Below are 21,235 nucleotides of genomic sequence, written 5' to 3'. Positions count from 1 at the left end.
GGAATATGAGTACGTACGCCGTGATTATCACCCACAGCACCAGCCACGCCATCCGGGCGGAGAAGATACTCTTGGCTGCGGGACTTTCGGCGAAGATGATCCCGGTGCCGAGGCACATCTCTTCCGACTGCGGTACGGCTGTGCGTATCCCGGCAAAACAGGCGGAGGAATCGAAGCGCCTAATGGACGAAATAGGGGCCCCCTACGATCGTGTTGAGTTGTTATAGGTGAGAAAGGAACTATTCCGATGACGGAAGAGATTCGTCTGACGAGACTGGCCAAGGCCGCCGGTTGAGCCGCAAAGGCGGCTCCCGACGCCCTGGCGCAGGTCATGCGTCATATCAAAGACAGTTTTCCCAAAGAGTCCTTCCCTGATCTCTTGGTGGGGATGGACGCGCTGGACGACGCCGCGGTCTGGAGAATATCCGAGGACCTTGCGATCATCCTGACCCTCGACTTCTTCACCCCGGTGGTGGATGATCCCTACCAGTACGGCGCCATCGCCGCCGCCAATGCGTTGTCTGACGTATACGCCATGGGCGGGGACGTGAGGCTGGCCCTCAATATCTGCGGATTTCCCCCGTCGCTTCCCGTGGAGGTCACGGCGGAAATACTCCGCGGCGGGGCCGACACGGTGATCCGGGCGGGGGGGGTCATCGCCGGGGGACACACGGTGGACGACGACGAGCCGAAATACGGACTGGTGGTGATGGGTACCATCCACCCGAACCGCGTGCTCACCAACGCCGGCGCTAGGCCCGGTGACGTGTTGTTTCTCACCAAGCCGTTAGGTGTGGGCATCATCACCACGGTATTGAAGGCCGGGGAGGCTCATCCTTCCCACGTGAAGGCCGCCATAGACGCCATGCTTACGCTGAATAAGGACGCGGCGGACGTCTTTCGGGAGGGGGACATCAACGGCCTGACCGATGTGACCGGGTACGCCCTGTTGGGCCACGGCATGGAGATGGCCGAAAACAGCGGCGTTCGGCTGCGATTCTTCGCAGATACGATCCCCTTCCTCCCCGGGGCGGAGGAATATGCGGACATGTGGCTCTTCCCCGGAGGCACCTGCAACAACGAGCGCACCTTTCAGGACCGGATTACCTTCGACGACGACATCCCCGATGAGAAACGGCAGCTCCTTTACACGCCGGAGACGTCCGGGGGGCTTCTGGCGGCGGTTCCTTCGGGACAAACCGAGAAGATACTCGCCCTCGCCCGGGGGCGGGGGGTCGATATGTGGGAGGTGGGGGAGGTTGTTTCCGGCTCCGGCATCGAGGTTGTGAAAAACCGCTGAATCTTCTCGATTTTTCATTCTTCCTACGGCATATGAAATCAGCGGCGGCCGTTTTAAAACGATCGCCGCGTCCTTCGGGTCACCCGTTTTTTATTTCCATCCCGAAACAGGAGACCCCGGAGGATTTAGATGATATATATAATATATATCTGTTTCCAACTCCTCTTTTTCGTCCTGATCGGGGACGAGATGTCTTTTTTTCAGCTCTCATTCAAAAAAGAAAAGCGTGAGATTCCTCACAGCCACACCGACAGCGATATCGGACAATAGAATAAAAATTATTATTATTTTTGTCGGAATCATACACGGGAGGATGCTATGAAAAATACGTATATGCTTCGGATGGCGGTAAGGGGAGGAATGTTGGTCCTCGGCGTTGTGATCGTGTGCGCCCTGGCCCCGGCGGCGTTCGCCGCGGACATCTCCGGTCACTGGTTCAGCAACATCGGAAACGAATACGATATCGTCCAAATCGGCGACGGTTTCGAGTGGGTCGTCCCGGCGACGGGAGAGATCGGCGTGGGGAAAATCAGCGGGAACAGTGCCAATGCCGTGTGGCCCTTCGGGGCGGCCACCGGGAACATCGTCACGGATCCCTCGGGATGGGCGATCGAGATCGTCTGGTCCAACGGAGTGCTTTTTACCAGGGGCGGCACACCGGGTACGCCTCCAGGGACCCCGGCGCCAGGCGGTGGCGGCGGCGGGGATCTCAACTTCAGCTTCGGTCCGAATCCGGCCAGGGTGGGGGGCGAGCTGTGGATCGACCTCACCCAGAATGTGGGGGGACAGATTCAGGTCTTTTTGAATAACATGAATCTTCCCATTATCAACACCAAGGGTGCATCGTACGTGATTTGCGAGATCCCGCCCGGGGCTACCGGCGGAGTACTGGAGATCGAGTATCAGGGAAGGCGCATCCAGTCCAACCAGCCAAACAACTTTCTTGACATCGCTCCGGTGGATGTCGGCGGAAACTGGGTCAACCACGCCCAGGGGTATGACTATTCCCTCACCCAGAATGGTATCACGCACACGGTAAAATGGACCAATCCGGGGGGAATTTTCATTATCGGTACCGATACCGGGAACGCAGACGTCTACGACGGCGATAAGATAAACGTGCACTGGGGCGCCAAGCCCCCCAGCATGAACCTGAACGACGTGGGAACCATCACCGATGTAACCCCGGAGGGAAGGGCGCTTCGTATCCAGTGGAACAGCGGAGATGTGTGGGAGCGGCCGTAAGGCGATACAATGGAATGAAAAGGACTTTTGGGCCCCGGGGCGATCCGGGGCCTTTTTTTCTCGAGAAAAACACTATCCAAAAAAACAATGCGTGTGAGCGCACTCACAGAACAAAACGGCGATTGTTGGTATAAATAAACCATGCGATACTACAGATACGTAAAAGAAGGTTTTATATCGGGAGTCATGCAATGAAAACGAAAAAAAGAAAAATGGTGCGGATAGGCCTGATGACGCTGTGTACGGCGTTGATGGCGTGTGTGGCTGCAGGCGCCCTTGCGGCTCCGAATGTCTCCGGCCGCTGGATCGGCAGCAACGGTCATGTGTACAACATCATGCAGCTCGGAAATGTATTTACCTGGAACATGCCGGATACCGGCCAGACGGGGGTGGGGGATATCGACGATACCTCCATCAGCGCCGTGTGGCCCTTCGGCTATGCCGAGGGGACCATTACCATGAACTCCTCGGGCTACGCCACCGAGATCGCCTGGAATAACGGTGTGGTCTTCACCCGAGAGGGATCGGGCGGCGGTGGCGGCGGCGGAGGAGGCGGTGGTGGAGGCGGCGGCGCCCCTGAGCCGGCCCCCTCCTGGGAGTGGGACGCCATCGGGAATTCCGCCCGTGAGATTTACGCCGGCGGAAACGAATTGTTCGGCGTCCACGCGTCCTCGGGGGACATCTATCGCTACGACGGCACTCCAAACAGCTGGACCCGGATAGGCACCCCCGGCCGGACCTTCGCCGTGGATGACAACGGGGTGATCTACGGACTCTCGCCGGACGGCAGCGGCGTGTGGTGGTTCAGCGGCCATCCCAATGAGTGGACCCAGATCGGCGGCCCGGCGGCGGAGCTCTACGCCGGGGGCGACCGGATGTTCGCCACCAACCCGGATACCGGAGACATCTACCAGTACAACGGGAGAGTGTACGACTGGACCCGAGTGGGCGGCCCCGGACGGACCTTCGTCGTTGACGGCAACGGGGTGCTCTACGGCATCTCGCCCGACGGCAGCGGAGTCTACCGATACAACGGCACGCCCAACGACTGGACCCGCATCGGCGGCCCGGCGACGGACCTCTATGCCGGCGGGAGCTCCCTGTACGGTATACAACCGAGCACCGGGGATATCTACCGCTACAACGGAAGCCCCATGGACTGGACCCGGGTGGGCTCATCCGGCAGTGATTTCGCCGTTGACGGATTCGGGGCCCTCTACGGCCTCTCCCCCACCGGGGTATTTCGCTATGACGGCACTCCGGAGAACTGGACCCAGATCGGCGGACCGGGAACGATGATCGAGGCGGGACGGAACTCCCTCTACGGCGTCACCGGAGACGGCGGCGTGTGGTACTACGCTCCGTAATCGACTCTGCTCAAGAACGTGCAATCCGCGCCCCGGTCTGAGACGGCCGGGGCGCGGCATATTTGCAGTGCATATTGACAATAATCAAGAACTCACATAGAATATGTATATATAAAATTGATAGGAAGATGACGATTCCGGGCAACCCATTCGTTTTTTTGTAGGTTGTATTTGTCGGCACATGGGAGAAATCGCTGTGGTACGAGATACCCTCTGAAACTTTTTGAGGGTGAGAGCGGTTGTATACTATATCCTGTTTCCGGAGTGAAGACACGACCCGTTTGGACGTATTGTCGAAAATGATTTCATCCCGTACGTATTGAAATTTCATACTCCCCTGAGATAATCCACTTCACACACAGTACGACAAATATCTTTCTCAGGCTTATGTTTCCTATTTGCGGCACAATTACGCGACGAACGGTGAAAACAGGGCATATCTGCGGCATCGGCAACAACATTTTATTATGGGAGGTATGATATGTTACAGCGGATGGCACACAGGGACAACTATGATATTGAGGTGGATCTGGCAAAAAATCGTATCTATTTCTATCCGAAAGGGACCTGGAACAAGATTTCGGATGTTCCCGATTACATCGATGATTTGAAAGCATGTGCAAAGAAGCTGCGGCCGGGTTTTGATATTATTTCCGATGGGACCCACTTCGCCGCACCGACTCAGGAGATTTCGGGTCTTATTCTCGAGGGAACCACACTGATGCGGGAAATGGGTCAGAAGAGGGCGGCCATTATCGTCACCACTTCAATCCTTAAAATAATTCTCGAAAAACACAAAGGTGAAATGGAACAGGAGAAGATGGAAACCAGATACTTTGATAATATGACTAAAGCGGAAGAGTGGCTTGACGAGAGATAATTGGTTTTCACCTTGATTTCGGCGTGCGGCATTGACCATCAATTCGGCCTTTTTCGTGATACCCCGTCCTTTGCGTGATATGCCCGATTTGAAGAGCGTATTGCAAATAGGTTCTTCGGCACGGACGGGAGCGTCGTCTCCATCCCATAGTGTTAGGGTGTGATGATCCGAAAGCGGTGTCCGATCTTTCTTGATGCCGTCACTTCTCGAAATATGTTCTTATAAAAAATTCATTGCCCGGAGTGTATGCTTTGGGCTTTTTCTCATACGGGAAAACCGACGGTATGTATCAAGACAATTCATGGTGCCTTCTTCGTATCTTCTCTTTTGTGGATAGTTTTCTCATACAGGGAATCACACGTGCAGCAACTACATTCCGCGGATATCTCCGTTTGTGGGGTGAAAAGAGCGGCGACATCGCAGAAAAATCTTCATTCCTGCGTGCCGCCGTGATATAAAAAAGCATCATACTCATCATTGCGGATTCGATGCGGTTTTAATAAATCCTTCATTTGGACTCATATCATGATACATTCCAGCAATGCGTTGACATTCCAGCGAATCCTGACCGGCATCGTCGGCGGGATCATCATCGGCTTCACACTCGTATTTCTCGAGATATCATTCGCCGCCCTGATATTTTCCGGAGACCTTTCCCCATATCTAGCTCAGGGAATCGGATATGTGCTGTTCGGGACGTGCGCCGTGTGCCTCGTCATCGCATTGATATCCTCCCGACCCGGAATAATCGCCATATCCCAGGACGTCCCCGCCGCCATATTTTCCGTCGTGGGTGTCGCTGTTGTGGCCGCGATCCCTCACGATCCGGAATCGGCGTTTCATACGCTCGTCGCGGTGATTATCATGACATCGCTGGTATCGGGCGTCGCCTTCATGGCGATGGGTCGATTCAGGCTGGGGCGTCTCGTCAGGTATATCCCGTTTCCGGTGGTGGGCGGCTTTCTGGCGGGGACCGGATGGCTTTTGGCCAGCGGCGCCATGGGGGTGATGCTGGGTGAATCCCTGACCTTTGCGATCGTACCGGGGCTGTTTCGACCCGATATCCTCCTGATGTGGCTGCCGGGGACGATTTTCGCCTTTGTGGTTCTCATTTCCCTTCGCAGAATCGATCACTCGCTCCTGGTTCCGGGACTGATCGTGGGAGGCGTTGCGGTCTTTTATGCGGCCCTGGCGCTGACCGGCACGTCCATAGAGGAGGCGAGGTCCCTGAGACTCCTGTTGGGATCAATGCCCGGAGAGGGACTGTGGAAGCTTCCGACGGCCTCGTTCTTCAGGGATGTACACTGGCAGGTGGTGCTTTCTCAGGCGGGGAGCATCGTGGCGGTTCTTTTGGTCAGTGTGATATCCCTCCTCTTCAATACAACGGGGCTCGAGCTGATCCTGAAAAAGGACGTCGACCTGAACCGGGAGCTGACCGCCGCGGGTCTCGCCAATGTGGTTGCGGGCCTCGGCGGGGGTGTGGTCGGATATCAGACGCTGAGCCTCTCCACCCTGGGCAGCCGCCTGGGACCGCCGACCCGCATCCTGGGAATAACGGCGGCCCTGATGTGCGTCGTGATGATGCTGTTTGGGGCGTCGGTGCTCTCATATTTTCCCCTGCCGATACTCGGCGGCCTCCTGATGTACCTGGGGCTTTTGTTTCTCACCGAATGGGTGTATGACGCGTGGTTTCGCCTTTCGAAGACCGACTACCTCCTTGTCATTCTGATCCTGGTGGCGATCGCGCATTTTGGATTTCTCAAGGGTGTGTTCGCGGGTTTGGTTGTGGCGGCGCTTCTGTTTGTGGTCAATTACAGCAAGGTGGAGGTCGCCAAGCACAAGCTCGACGGCGATTCGTGCCGCAGCCCGGTGGATCGCTCCACGATTCACCAGCGATGCCTCGATGAGAATGTATGGATGCTCTTTATACTAAAGCTCCAGGGCTTTATATTTTTCGGAACCGCCGATTCGCTCTTGAATCAGGTAAGCGCGCGGGTCGACGATCAATCACAAGAGACGCCGAGGTTTGTCATCCTCGATTTTCGCCATGTCAGCGGGTTTGACGCGTCGGCCGTCAACAGTATCATGAAGATGAAACAGCTCGCAGAGAAGAGCGGCTTCATGCTCGTTTTCACCAACCTCACGGACTGGATGCGGGATCAGCTGGCCATCGGCGGTGTCGTGGATGAAACGGGGGATGTCGTCAGGGTATTTTCGGAGTTCGACTATGCCCTTGAGTGGTGCGAGAACGAAATCATCGCCATGTGCCTTGGCGATGACGGTACGGAAGTCTCCGATATCGATGTATTCCTCTCCCGCCTGGATATCGATGAAATGGATATCGGCGTGTTTCTGGGCTATCTTGAGCGGGTGACGTGCCGAGCGAACGATATGGTCATCACTCAAGGCGCCGTCGCCGATGAGCTCTATTTCATCGAGTCCGGGAGCCTGACGGTGACGTTGGAGACTGAGGAGGGACGATCGGTGCGCCTGAGGACGGTCAAGTCCGGCAACGTGGTGGGGGAGATGGGGATGTATCTGGGGCTTTCGGGCGATGCCTATCGGTCGGCGTCGGTGACGGCGAATGAAACAAGCGTCCTGTATCGACTGACGCGGGAATCGCTCGGTCGCATGGAGCGGAAAAGTCCGGATCTGGCCGCGGCCCTGCATCGATTTATCATCACTCTGCTATCCACACGGTTGGCGCAGACGAACCGGATGGTGGAGACGCTGATGAAGTAAAACGCGAAAAAAAGCCGCGGGGATGTTTCGTCCCCGCGGCCTGTGTCGACTGATGTAATCAATCGGGAGGGCATTACCCTCCAATCTGCGCTCTGAGGGATTCCGCGGCGCTGCATGCGGCGTCGATTTCCAGCCCGCAGGCCGTATCATAATCGGCGAGGGCCTCGTCATTCATACCCAGCTTTTTGTAAACCTCGGCGCGGCCGTAGTAGGCGTATCCCAGCTCTGGGTCAAGCTCGATTGACTTGTTAAACGCCTCCAGGGCCTCGTCTGTTTTCCCCTCAAGAGAAAGATTTACACCCAATCTCTGCCAATCGATGGCTGTCTCGGGCGCAGGGGCTTCCTCGACTTCCACGGGGGCGGGCTCTTCAGCAGCTGGTGCGGTTTCCTCGGTAACCGCCTCATCGGCCGGTGCCGGTTCTTCGCCGCCGCATCCCATGATGAAAAGGGGTACTGCAATGAACAGACACAGAACGAAAGAGAGAACAACTCGCTTCATCTTTTTCTCCTATCAAAAACCATTCTCCAAACGTGGAAATATCCGCTGACGAAATGCCAGAGGATGGTAGAATGATATCATGTAGAGCAAAAAAAGCAAACAAATTTCGTCGTGGTTAGCTCATTAAATTCGGGGGATGCCCGCAGTCGTCAAGACGGTTGATGATGTATCTTTTAAATAGAGGAAGCGAAGTTGAAAAATTGAGCATTGAGATAAGATTCATCTGTGAGCCGTGATGTTTGGAATATGATTGAGATCATATATTTACTTTTCTGCTTGCATGTTTGAAAAAAGGTGCTACAATATTTTTTTCATAATCGGGTGTAATCGTATTCCGATATACGCTCGATGTATCGATCCGCTATGGGTTTGAGAGAGCCGTCCGTTCATACCGGGCCGCATAGCCCGGAGGTTTTTATGGGTTGTGCGTTGGATTTGGCGCGGGATGCGTATAAATCCAATGAGGTGCCGGTGGGGGCGGTGGTCGTCCGGGACGACCGAATTATCGGTCGCGGGAAGAACGAGATGATCGCCCGTTCTGACCCCACGGCCCACGCGGAGATACTTGCACTGAGGGATGCCGCCGAGCGAATCGGGAATTATCGCCTGGAGGGCGCCGATTTGTACGTCACCATGGAACCCTGCGTCATGTGCGCGGGAGCGATACTCCATTCGCGAATACGGCGGCTGTTCTACGGAGCCCCCGACCCAAAGGCGGGGGCGGTTGATTCCCTCTTCAAGCTGCTCGGGGATATGAGGCTCAATCACCGGGTTGAGGTGACGGCCGGCATCGGTGAGGACGAGGCGAGAGAGATGATTACGCGTTTTTTCATCGAGAAAAGATAGATACGGGAGAGGTACCGAAGTGGTCATAACGGGGCCGACTCGAAATCGGTTTGGGGGGTAACACTCCCACGTGGGTTCGAATCCCACCCTCTCCGCCAGGATTCATCTATATCAGTACATATGCTGAATTATTACGAGGCGAGGGTGGTATCGGGAAAGAGAGAAGAAGAACAAACGGCAATCAGAGCGGAGAGGTGACCGAGAGGCCGAAGGTGCACGATTGGAAATCGTGTGTACGTTCATAGCGTACCGTGGGTTCGAATCCCACCCTCTCCGCCAGTGAAAAAAAGGAATGGCCCGCCCTTAGAGAGTGGGCCGTTTTTTTTAAGGCTTAAAAAATGGATTTTTTATTATACCGTTCGAGCCGATATTTTTTCAGTTTCATTAGAGGTGTGCCCGTTCGATTTCGCTTTGAGACAAGGCGGACGGAATGTGGGGGAGGGACGTCGACTTTTTCATGGAAGGGTTGACAGGACACACCATTTGAAGTAATAATAATATTCATACGGTGTTTATTGACGCCGAGCATTCGACCGATGTTTTAATCGGCTTCGGGCTCGGGAAAAAGCATCGAATTTCAATGCAATATGAAGGGGCATCCAGGATAGCTGGGTCCCGCGCAATAGATGTTCCTAAACCCCGTCAGGTCCGGAAGGAAGCAGCGGTAGGGAGCCGCTCTATGTGCCGCGGATCAACCTGGCTATCCTGGATGCCCGTTTCGTATGGGGGTGAGACGGCCCGGTCGGATTTACCAGGTGGCGCTCCACGCCCCGCTTTCCCCAGTGGAATAGATTATCAGCCAATATGTACCGGCTTCCGGGAGGGATATGGTGAGCCTCTCGGGCAGGATGTATTCCGTCAATACCGTTTCGCCGTCCGATGCCAAAAGCTGAATCCGAAAATCGGCGGAGGGGGTATCGCACACGAACAACACCTCGGTATTCGGGGATTTTGTCGTTATCTGCCAGGAACAAAATCCGCCCTGATCGTCCAGGTACCCGGATGCGGAATTCTCAAAGACATCGCATCGGGTTTCCGTCGACTCGACGACTTTGTCGAATATGTTGAACATCTTCTTTCCGGTCATGATCACGACCATCCAGAGAAGACCGTACAGCACTCCGATAATGACCAGGCACGACAGGCATCCAAAGATAACCCGCTTGTGATTTTTGGTAAGCGTGATTTTGTTACCGTTTTCTTCCATCGTTCTTCTCCATAAGATTATGTATTGCCCACCCGTAAGTGAGAGCACCGAGGAATTCCGGTCGACGGGATTGTCCGGTATCGAGAAGGCCGGTCGAGAAAAGATCGAGCGGGATGTGAGAGAGCCGTCGCTCCTCATGTTGTACTGTTTCGCTCTTGTTTTTGTCAAGACAAATACACAACATAACACCTTGGGGTGCCGTCTCACCGGATATGCGTGATTGTGTACATGACGGGGATGGTGTGATGATCTCCACTTCCACTGTATACCGGGGATGCGATATCTGAAACCATTCCGGTAGGGGTAAAATCCGGTTGTCTTTTCCGATAATCCACGTTATAATCGGAAATTCCAAAACGCCCGGACGGTCGGCGTTGGTGTGCCGTCCGACCGGTCTTGATGAAGCATCTTCTTCAGATCGCCGAAAATCGTGTACAACCAGAAAACGTCATCCGGATCATTTCATCCGGGGCATGTGTGAGACGTCGTGTCGTATCTTGTAATCGCAAGAAAATACCGCCCCCAGTCCTTTGAGGACGTGATCGGGCAGAACCACGTCACCAGGACTCTGTCCAATGCCATCACCTCGGGACGGATCGCCCATGCGTATCTGTTCACCGGTCCCCGGGGTGTCGGCAAGACGACGGTGGCGCGGATTCTCGCCAAGGCGCTCAACTGCGTCGAGGGGCCCACACCGACCCCCTGCAACCGCTGCCCTCAGTGTGTCGGCATTACCGAGGGGAGCGTCACCGATGTGTACGAGATCGACGGCGCCTCAAACACCGGCGTCGACGACATCCGCGACCTCCGGGAGCGGGTGCGCTACCTGCCCCAGGCCGGCCGCTATAATATATATATCATCGACGAAGTTCATATGCTCTCCACCAACGCCTTTAATGCGCTGTTGAAGATACTGGAAGAGCCGCCGGGACACGTTATTTTTATATTCGCCACTACGGAGCCGCACAAGATACCGATGACGGTGCTCTCCAGAACTCAGCGCTTTGATTACAAGCGAATCGCCGTCTCCGAGATCGTCCGGCATCTTCAGAACATCTCCGAAGCCGAGGGTATCGCCGTCACACCTGCGGCGCTCTTGATCATCGCCCGGGAGGCCCAGGGGAGCATGCGGGACGCCCAGAGCCTTCTCGATCAAATCATCGGATTTGCCGGAACGAACGTCACAGAACAGGACGCCCGGGAGGTCCTGGGGCTGTCCGACCGCGCCCTCATCTACCGGATGGCCGACGCCCTGACCCGGAGGGACACCACCGCCGCCCTGGATATACTGGCGGACGTGTACGGCCAGGGCTATGATATTGTTCATTACTATCGGGAGCTGGTGGAGGTGTTTCGTCATATACTGCTCGGGCGTGTTGTCGAAAATCCCCCGATGGGATCCTTTACCGACGAAGAGAAAAGCGAAATTCTCGAAATGGGGCGCCGGGTGGACGCGGAAATCCTGACCGTCATGTTTGATATACTCTTCAACGCCGAGCAGAGCATCACCCAGAGCACGGATCCCCTGATCGCACTGGAGCTCTCATTGATCAAGATAACCCGTGCCGGAGATATCCGCTCCATCACGGATATCATCTCAGAGATGCAATCGATGGACATCAAAGGGGCCGATGCCTCAATCACGGGCGGGGGTCCAGGACCCGGAGGGGAACGGAAAAAAAAAGACCTGAGTGACCCCCGGCCGAGTCCCCAGGAAGCTCCCACCGCCCGGCCGGAGCAGTATCCCGAGGATAAGCCGCGACCACGATCGGATCAGCCCGGGGATGCGGCGGGGTTCCTCTCTTTTCTGGAAAACAAGGACCCCAGGATGCACTCCATGATTACCCAGCAGGGGACGGTTCTTCTTGAGGGGGATCGGCTGGTGGTGCGAATGCCCCGAAAGAGCAGTTTTATTGATCTCGATGAACCTGAGCGTGCAGAGAAGCTTCGGGATGAGTTGAGCAGATATTTCAGGCGGCCGATGGACTTCACCATAGAGACGGTGGACGCGTCGGAATCGGGGGAATCGCCGATATCTGAGGAGGGGAGGGGAGAAACGACCGCCGGCGCCCCGGCGAAAGGTACTAATGACAACAGGCAGAAACTGATCGACAGCGACACAGCCAGGCATATATTTGAAGTGTTCGAAGATGTCGATGTAGAGGGATATACACCGGGAAAGAAATAGCAGACAGCCAGGAGGATGACATGGCAAAAGGGAGCGGAGGCATACAGGATTTGATGAAACAGGCCCAGCGGATGCAGCAGGAGATGATGCGCATCCAACAAGAGCTGGCCATGAAAACAGTAGAGGCGTCCTCCGGCGGCGGCATGGTGACGGTGGTGATCAACGGGCGCCAGGAGCTGATGAGCATCTCCATCGAGCCGAGTGTGGTTGATCCCGATGATGTGGAGATGCTTCAGGACTTGATCATGGCGGCCGTAAACGAGGGGCTGGCGAAGTCCCAGGATATGGTCAAGGATGAGATGGCCAAGGTGACCGGCGGACTGTCGATCCCCGGCCTGTCTATATAACATGTCCCGGGATGATGAACCTATCAGGAGGCTCACTCGCGAGCTGACCCGGCTCCCCGGCATCGGGGAGAAATCCGCCCAACGCTTGGCGTATGCCGTTGTGGGGATGTCCGCCCGGGACGCCAGGTCCATCGCCTCGGCCATCATTGAGGTCAAAGAAAAAATAACCTCATGTTCCGTCTGTTTTGATTTTTCCCCCACCGATCCGTGCCGTATCTGCACGGATGCGAAGCGAGATGCATCGGTAGTGTGCGTGGTTGAGGATCCCCGGGATCTCAGGGCCCTGGAAAAAGCGGGTTCGTATCGGGGGCTCTACCACGTTCTTCACGGGGTGATCTCTCCCATGAGCGGTACAGGACCGGGAGAGCTTCGGATACAGGAGCTGGTTGCCAGGGTGAAGGAACACAACGTGAAGGAGATCATCATCGCGACCAATCCAACCAAAGAGGGCGAGGTGACCGCTCACTACATCCAGGACGCGCTCTCCGGGATTTCGATATCCATCAGCCGCATCGCCCAGGGAATCCCCGCCGGGGGAGACCTGGAATACTTCGATCCCGCAACGTTGCAGGCGGCGTTGAATAATCGAAGGGAAATGTGAGCGGTTTCCATACAAAATAGAAATAAAAGTTTACTATATTTTTCGTAATAATCTTGACAAAATCGAAGAAAAATGGGAGGATTTAAAACTATTTCATAATTCCATGATTCCCCGTAATATTCTTTCTTGCAGTTACGGTATGACAGGAGGTCCTGTGATTGAGATTATCTTTCACGGCCGGGGAGGTCAAGGAGCGGTAACATCCGCGGAGATGGTGGCCTATGCGGCCATATCTGAAGATAGGTATGCCCAGGCGTTCCCGAATTTCGGTCCCGAGCGTCGGGGCGCGCCGGTCATGGCGTTTGCCAGGGTTGATGACAAACCCATTCGTCTTCGATCGAAGATATACGAGCCGAACTTCGCGGTGGTTCTGGACCCGAGTCTGCTTGAGATTATCAATCCTGAGAACGGTATGAACGGCGATGGATTGGTGATCATCAACACCAACAAGACCGTGTCTGAGATACGAAAGCAGTACGGCTATAAGTCTCGTCTTGCGGTTGTCGACGCATCGGCCATTGCCAAGGAGGTGCTCGGCCTCCCGATCACCAACACAACCATGCTCGGATCCCTGGTGGTCACATCAAATGTGGTGAAGGAGGAATCGATGCTGGAGCCGCTTAAACATCGGTTCGGCAGGATCGCCGAAAAGAACATAAGCGCCTTCAAAAAGGCCATTTCTGAGACGAAGATGGAGGTATGACGTTTTGGCTAAACCGATGGAAGAATATACCTGGAGGGATTTGACTGTCGGGAACGTCGTAGACGAGCCTGGCAACTCAATCAGCTATAAGACCGGAGATTGGAAATCCCAGCAGCCCGTTTTTGACGAGAGCAAGTGCATCCGATGCGCCGTCTGTTGGAATTTCTGTCCGGACATGGCCATTTACCAGAAGAAAGACGGATACTTCTCGGCCGATCTTGAATACTGCAAGGGGTGCGGTATCTGTGCCCAGCAGTGTCCGAGCGGTTGTATTTCCATGCAGGAGGAAGTATCATAAATGAGTAATCGAATCGGCATGGAAGTTTCCCTTATGGTGAGCGAGGCAGTGAAACAGGCCAAGGTGGACGTCATCGCCGCATATCCCATTACGCCCCAGACTCACATAGTCGAGCACCTCTCTGAATTGGTGGCCGACGGTGAGCTGGATGCGGAATATATCTGTGTGGAAAGCGAGCATTCCGCCATGAGTGCCTGCTGTGGCAGTTCCGCCGTCGGTGCGCGGACCTATACCGCCACCGCGTCCCAGGGATTGCAGCTTATGAGCGAAGTCCTGTACGCTGCGGCGCCCATGCGCCTCCCAATTGTGCTGACTGTGGCGAACCGGACGCTTTCGGCGCCGCTTACCATCTGGAATGATCACAGTGACATCATGGCCAATCGTGACTGCGGCTGGATCATGGTATTTGTGGAGGACGGACAGGAGGACTACGATCAGACGATTTGTGCCTTTCGTATCGCCGAGGATCGGCGGGTGCTGCTGCCGGTGATCGTCAACATGGACGGATTCATCCTGAGTCACGTCATCGAGCCGTACGTGCCGGTCGGCCAGGAGGAGGTGGATGGCTTTCTTCCCCCCTATGATCCGCTGTATACCATGCACCCGGACAATCCGGTAACCATGGGCGCCTTCGCCATGCCGGAACTCTTCACTGAGACGAAGAAGGCCCATGAAGTGGCCCTCCACGAATCGTATAACGTCATCTGCGAAATATGGGAGGAATGGGGAAAACTGACCGGACGCACATATACCCCGGTGGAGGAATATCGTACCGACGATGCGGATACCGTCTTCGTGACAATGGGGAGCTTTTCCGGCGTTGTCATGGAGACCGTAGATGAGATGCGGGAAAACGGGATTAATGTCGGTCTGGTTAAGATTCGTCTGTTTCGGCCCTTCCCGGTAGACGACGTGATTTCCACCCTGAGAAAATTCAAGAATGTACTCGTAATAGATCGCACTCTGTCCCTCGGTTCCATAGGAGGTCCGCTGGCGGTCGAAATCAAATCGGTCATGTACAATGCTGATGCAAAGCCGAACATCTTTGATTTCATCGCAGGCCTTTCCGGTCGGGATGTACCGCCTGACCAGATTGCCGGAATATACCACACCGCCATGGACGCGTTAAAAATGGGCCGGTGGGAAAATTATTATATGGTTGGATTAAGAGAATGATGGACACATACACAGACACTCGCGTGGACACACATACGGATACACGTACAGATACATACTCGGTTTTCGCACCCAACCTGATGAACCAGGTGGAGAATTTCGCCCAGGGACATCGGGCGTGCCAGGGGTGTGCAGAAGCCCTGGCCGTCCGTCACGTACTGAAGGCCCTGGGTGACGATATCGTTATAGGAAACGCCACCGGCTGCATGGAGATCGTTTCATCCCCCCTGCCATTGACTGCATGGCGGGTGCCGTGGATTCACGTTGCCTTCGAGAACGCAGCCGCCGTCGCCTCAGGGATGGCGGCGGGATTAAAGGTGCTCAGGAGGAAGGGGCGTATCCCGGATAAACGCGTCATCTCCATAGGCATGGCCGGAGACGGGGGAACCAGCGATATCGGGCTGCAGGCCCTTTCCGGCGCCCTTGAGAGACAGCACGAGGATTTCATCTATGTCTGTTTCGACAACGAAGCATACATGAACACGGGAATCCAGCGCTCCAGTTCCACCCCATTCGGCGCCACAACCACCACCTCTCCCTCTGGGAAAAAGTCCCAGGGACAGAGCACCTGGAAAAAGGATATGCCGAAAATCGCCGCGGCCCATAATATCCCGTATGTGGCCACCGCCTGTTCGAGCTATCCATTCGATCTCCAGGAGAAGATCAGAAAGGCCGTCGATTCCGGGGGACCTGCATATATCCATTGTCTTTCCGTGTGTCCCACGGGATGGCGCATTCCCTCGCACCTCTCAATCAAGTACGGGAAGCTGGCGGTGCAGACGGGGATATTTCCCCTGTATGAAGTGGAAGACGGCGTCTACAGAATGAAAAAAAAGAATGCAAAACGACGCCCCGTCACCGAATATTTCAAGGGCCAGGGGCGATTTCGCCACCTGACTGAGGACGATATTCAGTCCATCCAAGAACGGGTGGATGCTGAATACGAAAAGCTATTAAAACTCACCGAAATGTAAGCGCAGAGGATCGTATTGTATGTCATACAACCCCGCGTTTGTTGAGAATGTCATTAATTCCTTCGGCTCGGAGAAATCCCGGATCATCCAGATGCTCCAAGACATTCAATCCGAGTATCGCTATATTCCCAGGGAGGCGGTCGCACAGTTATCAGAAACCCTGGATATCCCCGAGCCGCAGATATACCATATCGCAACGTTTTATAAGGCGTTCAGCTTGGAGCCCCGGGGCAGGCATGAAATCAAGGTGTGTCTCGGCACCGCATGCCATATAAAGGGGGGTAAACGCATCGCCGAGGGCTTTGAACGCTCACTGAACGTCAAAGCGGGCAAGACCACATCAGATAAAATGTTCACCCTGGAGACGGTCAACTGTCTGGGAGCCTGTGCACTGGCGCCGCTGGTACAGGTGGATGAAGACAATCACGGAAAAATGACCATGGAAAAGATCGAAAGGGTTATCAATGCATATATAAATAATAAATAATAGAAGGTCGCATTAATGAGAATTGAATCAGCGGCGAAGTTAGAATCCTATCGCACATCGCTGGTGGAATCCCAGGATCCGGATCGACAAAAAATTCTGGTCTGCGGTGGCACCGGCTGTCTTTCAAACGGCAGCATGGAGGTCGCCCATGTCTTCGAAGAAGAGCTGAAAGCCCAGAATTTGAAGGCGAATGTTGATGTAAAAATGACCGGATGCCACGGTTTCTGCGAGCGAGGACCTCTCGTGGTTTTTCTTCCCCAGGGTGTATTCTATGAAAGGGTGGGACCCAAGCAGGTACCGGATATTGTGAAATCCACCCTTGTCGAGGGCGGGGTCTTCAAAAAAAATCTCTATAAGGATCCGAACACGAAAAAGGAGATTCTCTCAGAAGAGAATATCCCTTTTTACAAGGGTCAATTGCGCTGGGTGCTCCGGAACAACGGAAAAATAGACCCCACAAACATCGATGAGTACATCGCCGTGGGCGGCTACGGCGCCCTTGCGAGGGCGCTGTCGGATATGACGCCGTCCGAAGTCGTCGAAGAGGTGGAAAAGGCCGATCTCCGGGGACGAGGGGGCGGAGGCTTTCCTGCCGGCCGCAAGTGGCGCACGGTCATTGATGCTGAAGGCGAACGCAAGTTCATTATCTGCAACGGTGACGAGGGCGATCCCGGGGCGTTCATGGACCGCTCGATCATGGAGGGCGACCCCCACAGCGTCATCGAGGGGATGATCATCGGCGCATACGCCATCGGTACGGATACCGGGTATATTTACGTCCGTATGGAATATCCTTTAGCGTTGAAGAACCTGAAAAAGGCCCTGGATGACGCCCGGGAGATGGGATTTCTTGGGAAGAACGTCCTGGGTACAGACTTTTCCTTCGATATCGAGATCGTTCGCGGTGGCGGGGCGTTTGTCTGCGGCGAATCATCGGCCCTGATGGCCTCCATCATGGGAAAGGTGGGCGAGCCCAGGGCCAAGTATGTCCGCTCAGCCGAGAAGGGATTGTGGGACCTACCGACCAACCTCAACAACGTGGAGACCTGGGCGAATGTCCCCCTCATTATCGGCAGGGGGGCGGACTGGTTCACCTCGGTGGGAACCGATACCAGCAAGGGCACCAAGGTGTTCTCCCTGGTGGGGAGCGTCAAAAATGTGGGTCTTGTGGAGGTCCCCATGGGATACACGCTGCGCCAGATCATCTATGATATCGGCGGCGGTATCCTCAATGACCGTGCCTTCAAGGCGGTCCAGACCGGCGGTCCCTCCGGCGGCTGTATTCCCGAAAAGTACCTGGATACGAAGGTGGACTTCGACGAGCTGACGAAGCTCGGCTCCATGATGGGTTCCGGCGGTATGATCGTCATGGACGACCAAACCTGCATGGTTGATATCGCGAAGTATTTCATCAACTTCCTGGTGGATGAGTCGTGCGGCAAGTGCGTTCCCTGCCGGGAGGGACTGCGGCAGATGCTCATCATCCTCGAACGCATCACCTCAGGTGAGGGAAAGGACGGCGACATCGAGCTTTTGGAAGATTTGGGAGGCGCCATGACCTGGGGATCGCTCTGCGCACTTGGCGGCAGTGCCGCCAACCCGGTGATCTCCACAATCAAATATTTTCGGGATGAATACGAGGCCCACATTAAAGAGAAGCGGTGTCCCGCAGGCGTGTGTCCGGACCTGATAGAGTTCTCCATCGACAAGGATGCCTGTATCGGCTGTACCCGATGCGCCAAGGTGTGTCCCGTATCGGCCATAGCCGGGGAAAACAAGAAGCCCCATACAATTGATAAATCGATATGTATCCGCTGTCGGGCATGTTACGAAGTCTGCCCCACGGACGCGGTTCGTATTACATAGAGGTAGGTATGGAACAGACCATTACCGTTACACTGAATGGGAAAGAGATTACCGCATCATTGGGAGACAGCATCCTGGATATCGCCAGACGGGCTCACGTGTATATCCCGACCCTGTGCCATAACGACGCGCTGGAGCCGTATGGCGCGTGCCGTATGTGTCTGGTGGAGATAGAACAGCGCGGACGCACACGGGTCGTCACTTCCTGCAATTACTATCCCGACGACGGTTTGATCATCAACACCGATACCGAGCGCGTTGTTTCCACCAGGAACGTCATTCTGGAGCTCCTCATGGCCCGGGCTTCGGGCAACCGGGAGATACAAAAACTTGCCGATCGTCTTGGTGTCAATGATACGAGATTCAAAAAAATCGGCGACGACTGTATTCTGTGCGGTATGTGCGTACGGGCATGTTCCGAGGTTGTGGGGGCGAACGCCATAGGGTTCCAAAATCGGGGGATCAGCCGTATGCCCACCACACCCTACATGGACCCGTCGGAAACATGCATCGGCTGCGGCTCCTGTGTCTATGTCTGTCCCACCGATTATCTCACCATGGAGGATAGGGACGGCATACGATACTTAAAAAACTGGAAGGTGGAATTGAAGTTGGTTGAGTGCAGAGAATGCGGTGAGTACTTCTGTACCGAGCGACTGGTTCAGTTCATGAAAGAGGAAAAAGGTCTTCCGAATGAGATTGCTGATGTGTGCGAATGTTGTCGTTGAAGTAAAAAAAATGTTGAAAAAAAATTTTTGTTCTGATATAGTCTCAGAATGAACCGAGGCTTATTGTTTTATTGGGGAGATGGTAGATGAGCTTCACGCAGCTGATACTTTATGATGACCAGTTCAAACAAATAAACGAAGTTCTTGAGAAGCTCTACACCGAGACAAACGCAAAAGTCCTTTTCCTCGTGGATCGGAACGGGCAGTTGATCGCCAGTACCGGGGAAACGGAGAATCTCGATACGACTTCCCTTGCCTCGCTGACCGCAGGAAATATTGCCGCCACAGGCAGCATGGCAAAGCTCCTGGGGGAAAAAGAGTTTACCATAATATTTCACGAGGGATATCGGGATAATATCTATATTTCAATAGTTGGACGCAGGGTTATCATGGTTGTGATTTTTGATGAGCGTTCATCTTTGGGTCTGGTGCGGCTGCGCGCCAAGAAGGCCGGAGAGGATCTCACAAAAATCTTTGATGATCTCATGAAGAAAGTTGAGTCTAAAACTGAAGAGGGCGTATCACCCTTTGCCGAGATCACTGACGAAGATATCGATAGGCTCTTTAGCGAATAGAGAGAACGGGTTCCATGTCTTTTATCAATTATCCTGCAAGAGAAATAAACTGTAAAATCGTCTACTATGGCCCCGGCCTCTGCGGTAAGACGACGAATCTTCAATACATATACAAGAAAACGAATCCCGACTCCAAGGGCAAGATGATTTCTCTGGCCACGGAGACGGAACGAACGCTTTTCTTCGATTTTCTCCCCCTCTCACTGGGAGAAATTCGCGGATTCACCACCAGATTTCATCTCTATACCGTTCCCGGGCAGGTTTTTTATGACGCCAGTCGGAAACTGATTCTCAAGGGTGTCGACGGTGTCGTATTTGTGGCGGATTCCCAGGTGGAGCGCATGGAAGCAAACCTGGAAAGCCTCGAAAATCTGAAGGTGAATCTGGAGGAACAGGGTTATAACCTTGATAAAATCCCGTATGTCGTCCAGTACAACAAGCGGGACCTGCCGAACGCGGCGCCCCTGGATGAAATGAAAAAACTTCTCAATCCCAATACCGTACCGGATTTTGAATCCGTGGCAACCGAAGGGACCGGTGTTTTCGAGACTCTTAAGGCGGTTGCCAGGCTTGTGTTGGTGGAGATCAAAAAAGGAGCCAGCGAATAGAAGAGGGGGCATAGGGGGGGAATAAGGAGATTCAAAGGCGGTTAAAAGGGGTGGGCTTCAGAAGGATGGAAAAAACGGGTGAGGTATGATGGGGAGGGGCATGGTGAGGCCATCGATATTTTAAAGAGAATGCCGGGCGCTTCTCCATCGCAAAGAAATCGAGAGAACAGTGGTAAGAGAAAATAGATCTCTCTTATCATTTTTTATTTGCAATAAAATGCTTTTATGGTATAAAGAATAATTACCTAATCCTCGGTAGCTCAGTTGGTAGAGCGGGTGGCTGTTAACCACCATGTCGCAGGTTCGAGTCCTGCCCGGGGAGCCAAAATTCAATCCGCTGATTTCAGCGGTGCTTAGTTAACGCAAGACCCCGTGGGTTCATCCCCTCGGGGTCTTGTCGTTTCTGCCGTACTCACGCCCACTTACGCCACTCTTCACATCCTTCCCGATTCTCCGTTTCGAAGCCCGCCGTCCGGGGTTCAGGTGCAACCCTGGGGGTTGCGGGCGCTCACCGAAAATGTCCTTTCCGAATTCTCCCGTTCTCCGTTTTTCGAGTCGCCTTGTTTAACAGCCCGGTTGCATCCGGGCACCCGCTTCG

The 21,235-nt window shown here is 54.4% G+C and carries 21 protein-coding genes, 3 tRNA genes and 1 other RNA gene; 23 read left to right on the top strand and 2 right to left on the bottom strand.

Annotated elements, in window-relative coordinates; all coding sequences use genetic code 11:
- Window positions 1-5: 5 nt before the first annotated feature.
- The 6 genes from JW885_13090 (at window position 6) to JW885_13065 (ending at window position 7,534) form a co-directional block, all read left to right on the top strand.
- On the top strand, window positions 6-227 hold the full coding sequence (locus tag JW885_13090; protein MBN1883098.1) for a DUF3343 domain-containing protein: 222 nt from the start codon (window positions 6-8) through the stop codon (window positions 225-227).
- Between the two features lie 14 nt (window positions 228-241).
- A complete protein-coding gene (gene selD, locus JW885_13085; protein MBN1883097.1) occupies window positions 242-1,300 on the top strand; it encodes a selenide, water dikinase SelD in 1,059 nt (352 codons plus the stop codon).
- A gap of 318 nt (window positions 1,301-1,618) precedes the next feature.
- The gene (locus JW885_13080; GenBank protein ID MBN1883096.1) at window positions 1,619-2,545 is read left to right on the top strand and encodes a hypothetical protein; all 927 of its coding nucleotides are present in this window, start codon (window positions 1,619-1,621) and stop codon (window positions 2,543-2,545) included.
- 191 nt (window positions 2,546-2,736) lie between these two features.
- Window positions 2,737-3,912, top strand: coding sequence for a hypothetical protein (locus JW885_13075; protein MBN1883095.1), 1,176 nt, complete (start codon window positions 2,737-2,739; stop codon window positions 3,910-3,912).
- 481 nt (window positions 3,913-4,393) lie between these two features.
- The gene (locus JW885_13070) at window positions 4,394-4,792 is read left to right on the top strand and encodes a hypothetical protein (protein MBN1883094.1); all 399 of its coding nucleotides are present in this window, start codon (window positions 4,394-4,396) and stop codon (window positions 4,790-4,792) included.
- Between the two features lie 525 nt (window positions 4,793-5,317).
- Window positions 5,318-7,534 carry an SLC26A/SulP transporter family protein gene (locus JW885_13065; GenBank protein MBN1883093.1) on the top strand — a complete coding sequence of 739 codons (2,217 nt, stop codon included), beginning with the start codon at window positions 5,318-5,320 and terminating at the stop codon, window positions 7,532-7,534.
- Window positions 7,535-7,607: 73 nt separating this feature from the next.
- Here the strand turns inward: JW885_13065 and JW885_13060 are convergent, their stop codons facing one another.
- Window positions 7,608-8,033, bottom strand: coding sequence for a tetratricopeptide repeat protein (locus JW885_13060; protein ID MBN1883092.1), 426 nt, complete (start codon window positions 8,031-8,033; stop codon window positions 7,608-7,610).
- Window positions 8,034-8,396: 363 nt separating this feature from the next.
- Between JW885_13060 and tadA the strand changes: the two genes are divergently transcribed.
- The 4 genes from tadA to ffs all read left to right on the top strand — a co-directional run bounded on the left by tadA (window position 8,397) and on the right by ffs (window position 9,584).
- Window positions 8,397-8,879, top strand: a complete 483-nt coding sequence (gene tadA / locus JW885_13055) for a tRNA adenosine(34) deaminase TadA (GenBank protein MBN1883091.1) — start codon at window positions 8,397-8,399, stop codon at window positions 8,877-8,879.
- Between the two features lie 5 nt (window positions 8,880-8,884).
- Window positions 8,885-8,977, top strand: a tRNA-Ser gene (locus JW885_13050).
- A 90-nt stretch (window positions 8,978-9,067) separates the two neighbouring features.
- A tRNA-Ser gene (locus JW885_13045) sits at window positions 9,068-9,158 on the top strand.
- Window positions 9,159-9,485: 327 nt separating this feature from the next.
- An RNA gene (gene ffs / locus JW885_13040) (signal recognition particle sRNA small type) lies at window positions 9,486-9,584 on the top strand.
- A gap of 43 nt (window positions 9,585-9,627) precedes the next feature.
- Here ffs and JW885_13035 read toward each other — a convergent pair.
- Window positions 9,628-10,086 carry a hypothetical protein gene (locus tag JW885_13035; GenBank protein MBN1883090.1) on the bottom strand — a complete coding sequence of 153 codons (459 nt, stop codon included), beginning with the start codon at window positions 10,084-10,086 and terminating at the stop codon, window positions 9,628-9,630.
- Between the two features lie 487 nt (window positions 10,087-10,573).
- Here JW885_13035 and dnaX point away from each other — a divergent pair, with 487 nt between their 5' ends.
- The 13 genes from dnaX to JW885_12970 all read left to right on the top strand — a co-directional run bounded on the left by dnaX (window position 10,574) and on the right by JW885_12970 (window position 20,962).
- Window positions 10,574-12,274: a DNA polymerase III subunit gamma/tau gene (dnaX, locus tag JW885_13030; GenBank protein ID MBN1883089.1), complete on the top strand. Its 1,701-nt coding sequence runs from the start codon at window positions 10,574-10,576 to the stop codon at window positions 12,272-12,274.
- Window positions 12,275-12,294: 20 nt separating this feature from the next.
- Window positions 12,295-12,621 carry a YbaB/EbfC family nucleoid-associated protein gene (locus tag JW885_13025; GenBank protein ID MBN1883088.1) on the top strand — a complete coding sequence of 109 codons (327 nt, stop codon included), beginning with the start codon at window positions 12,295-12,297 and terminating at the stop codon, window positions 12,619-12,621.
- Window position 12,622: 1 nt separating this feature from the next.
- On the top strand, window positions 12,623-13,222 hold the full coding sequence (gene recR / locus JW885_13020; protein ID MBN1883087.1) for a recombination protein RecR: 600 nt from the start codon (window positions 12,623-12,625) through the stop codon (window positions 13,220-13,222).
- A 154-nt stretch (window positions 13,223-13,376) separates the two neighbouring features.
- Window positions 13,377-13,925: a 2-oxoacid:acceptor oxidoreductase family protein gene (locus tag JW885_13015; protein ID MBN1883086.1), complete on the top strand. Its 549-nt coding sequence runs from the start codon at window positions 13,377-13,379 to the stop codon at window positions 13,923-13,925.
- A gap of 4 nt (window positions 13,926-13,929) precedes the next feature.
- Entirely contained in the window at window positions 13,930-14,223 is a 294-nt protein-coding gene (locus tag JW885_13010) for a 4Fe-4S binding protein (protein MBN1883085.1), read from the top strand.
- The gene (gene porA / locus JW885_13005) at window positions 14,224-15,399 is read left to right on the top strand and encodes a pyruvate ferredoxin oxidoreductase (GenBank protein MBN1883084.1); all 1,176 of its coding nucleotides are present in this window, start codon (window positions 14,224-14,226) and stop codon (window positions 15,397-15,399) included.
- Entirely contained in the window at window positions 15,399-16,373 is a 975-nt protein-coding gene (locus tag JW885_13000; GenBank protein ID MBN1883083.1) for a pyruvate synthase subunit beta, read from the top strand. The genes porA and JW885_13000 overlap by 1 nt, the downstream gene beginning before the upstream one ends.
- Before the next feature lie 19 nt (window positions 16,374-16,392).
- Complete coding sequence (gene nuoE / locus JW885_12995) at window positions 16,393-16,860, top strand: NADH-quinone oxidoreductase subunit NuoE (GenBank protein MBN1883082.1); 468 nt, start codon at window positions 16,393-16,395, stop codon at window positions 16,858-16,860.
- 15 nt (window positions 16,861-16,875) lie between these two features.
- Window positions 16,876-18,726, top strand: coding sequence for a 4Fe-4S binding protein (locus JW885_12990; GenBank protein ID MBN1883081.1), 1,851 nt, complete (start codon window positions 16,876-16,878; stop codon window positions 18,724-18,726).
- 8 nt (window positions 18,727-18,734) lie between these two features.
- Window positions 18,735-19,454, top strand: coding sequence for a (2Fe-2S)-binding protein (locus tag JW885_12985; GenBank protein MBN1883080.1), 720 nt, complete (start codon window positions 18,735-18,737; stop codon window positions 19,452-19,454).
- 86 nt (window positions 19,455-19,540) lie between these two features.
- Window positions 19,541-20,029 (top strand): roadblock/LC7 domain-containing protein, encoded by a 489-nt coding sequence (locus JW885_12980; protein ID MBN1883079.1) that lies wholly within the window; start codon window positions 19,541-19,543, stop codon window positions 20,027-20,029.
- A 14-nt stretch (window positions 20,030-20,043) separates the two neighbouring features.
- Entirely contained in the window at window positions 20,044-20,637 is a 594-nt protein-coding gene (locus JW885_12975; GenBank protein ID MBN1883078.1) for a gliding-motility protein MglA, read from the top strand.
- Between the two features lie 249 nt (window positions 20,638-20,886).
- Window positions 20,887-20,962 (top strand) — tRNA-Asn (locus JW885_12970).
- The last annotated feature ends 273 nt before the right edge of the window (window positions 20,963-21,235 follow it).

Source organism: Candidatus Zymogenaceae bacterium (assembly GCA_016931225.1).
In the GTDB taxonomy this organism is placed as follows: Bacteria; Desulfobacterota; Zymogenia; order Zymogenales; family Zymogenaceae; genus JAFGFE01.
The sequence above is the reverse complement of the archived record's forward strand: the minus strand, read 5'-3'. Positions and strand labels throughout refer to the sequence as shown.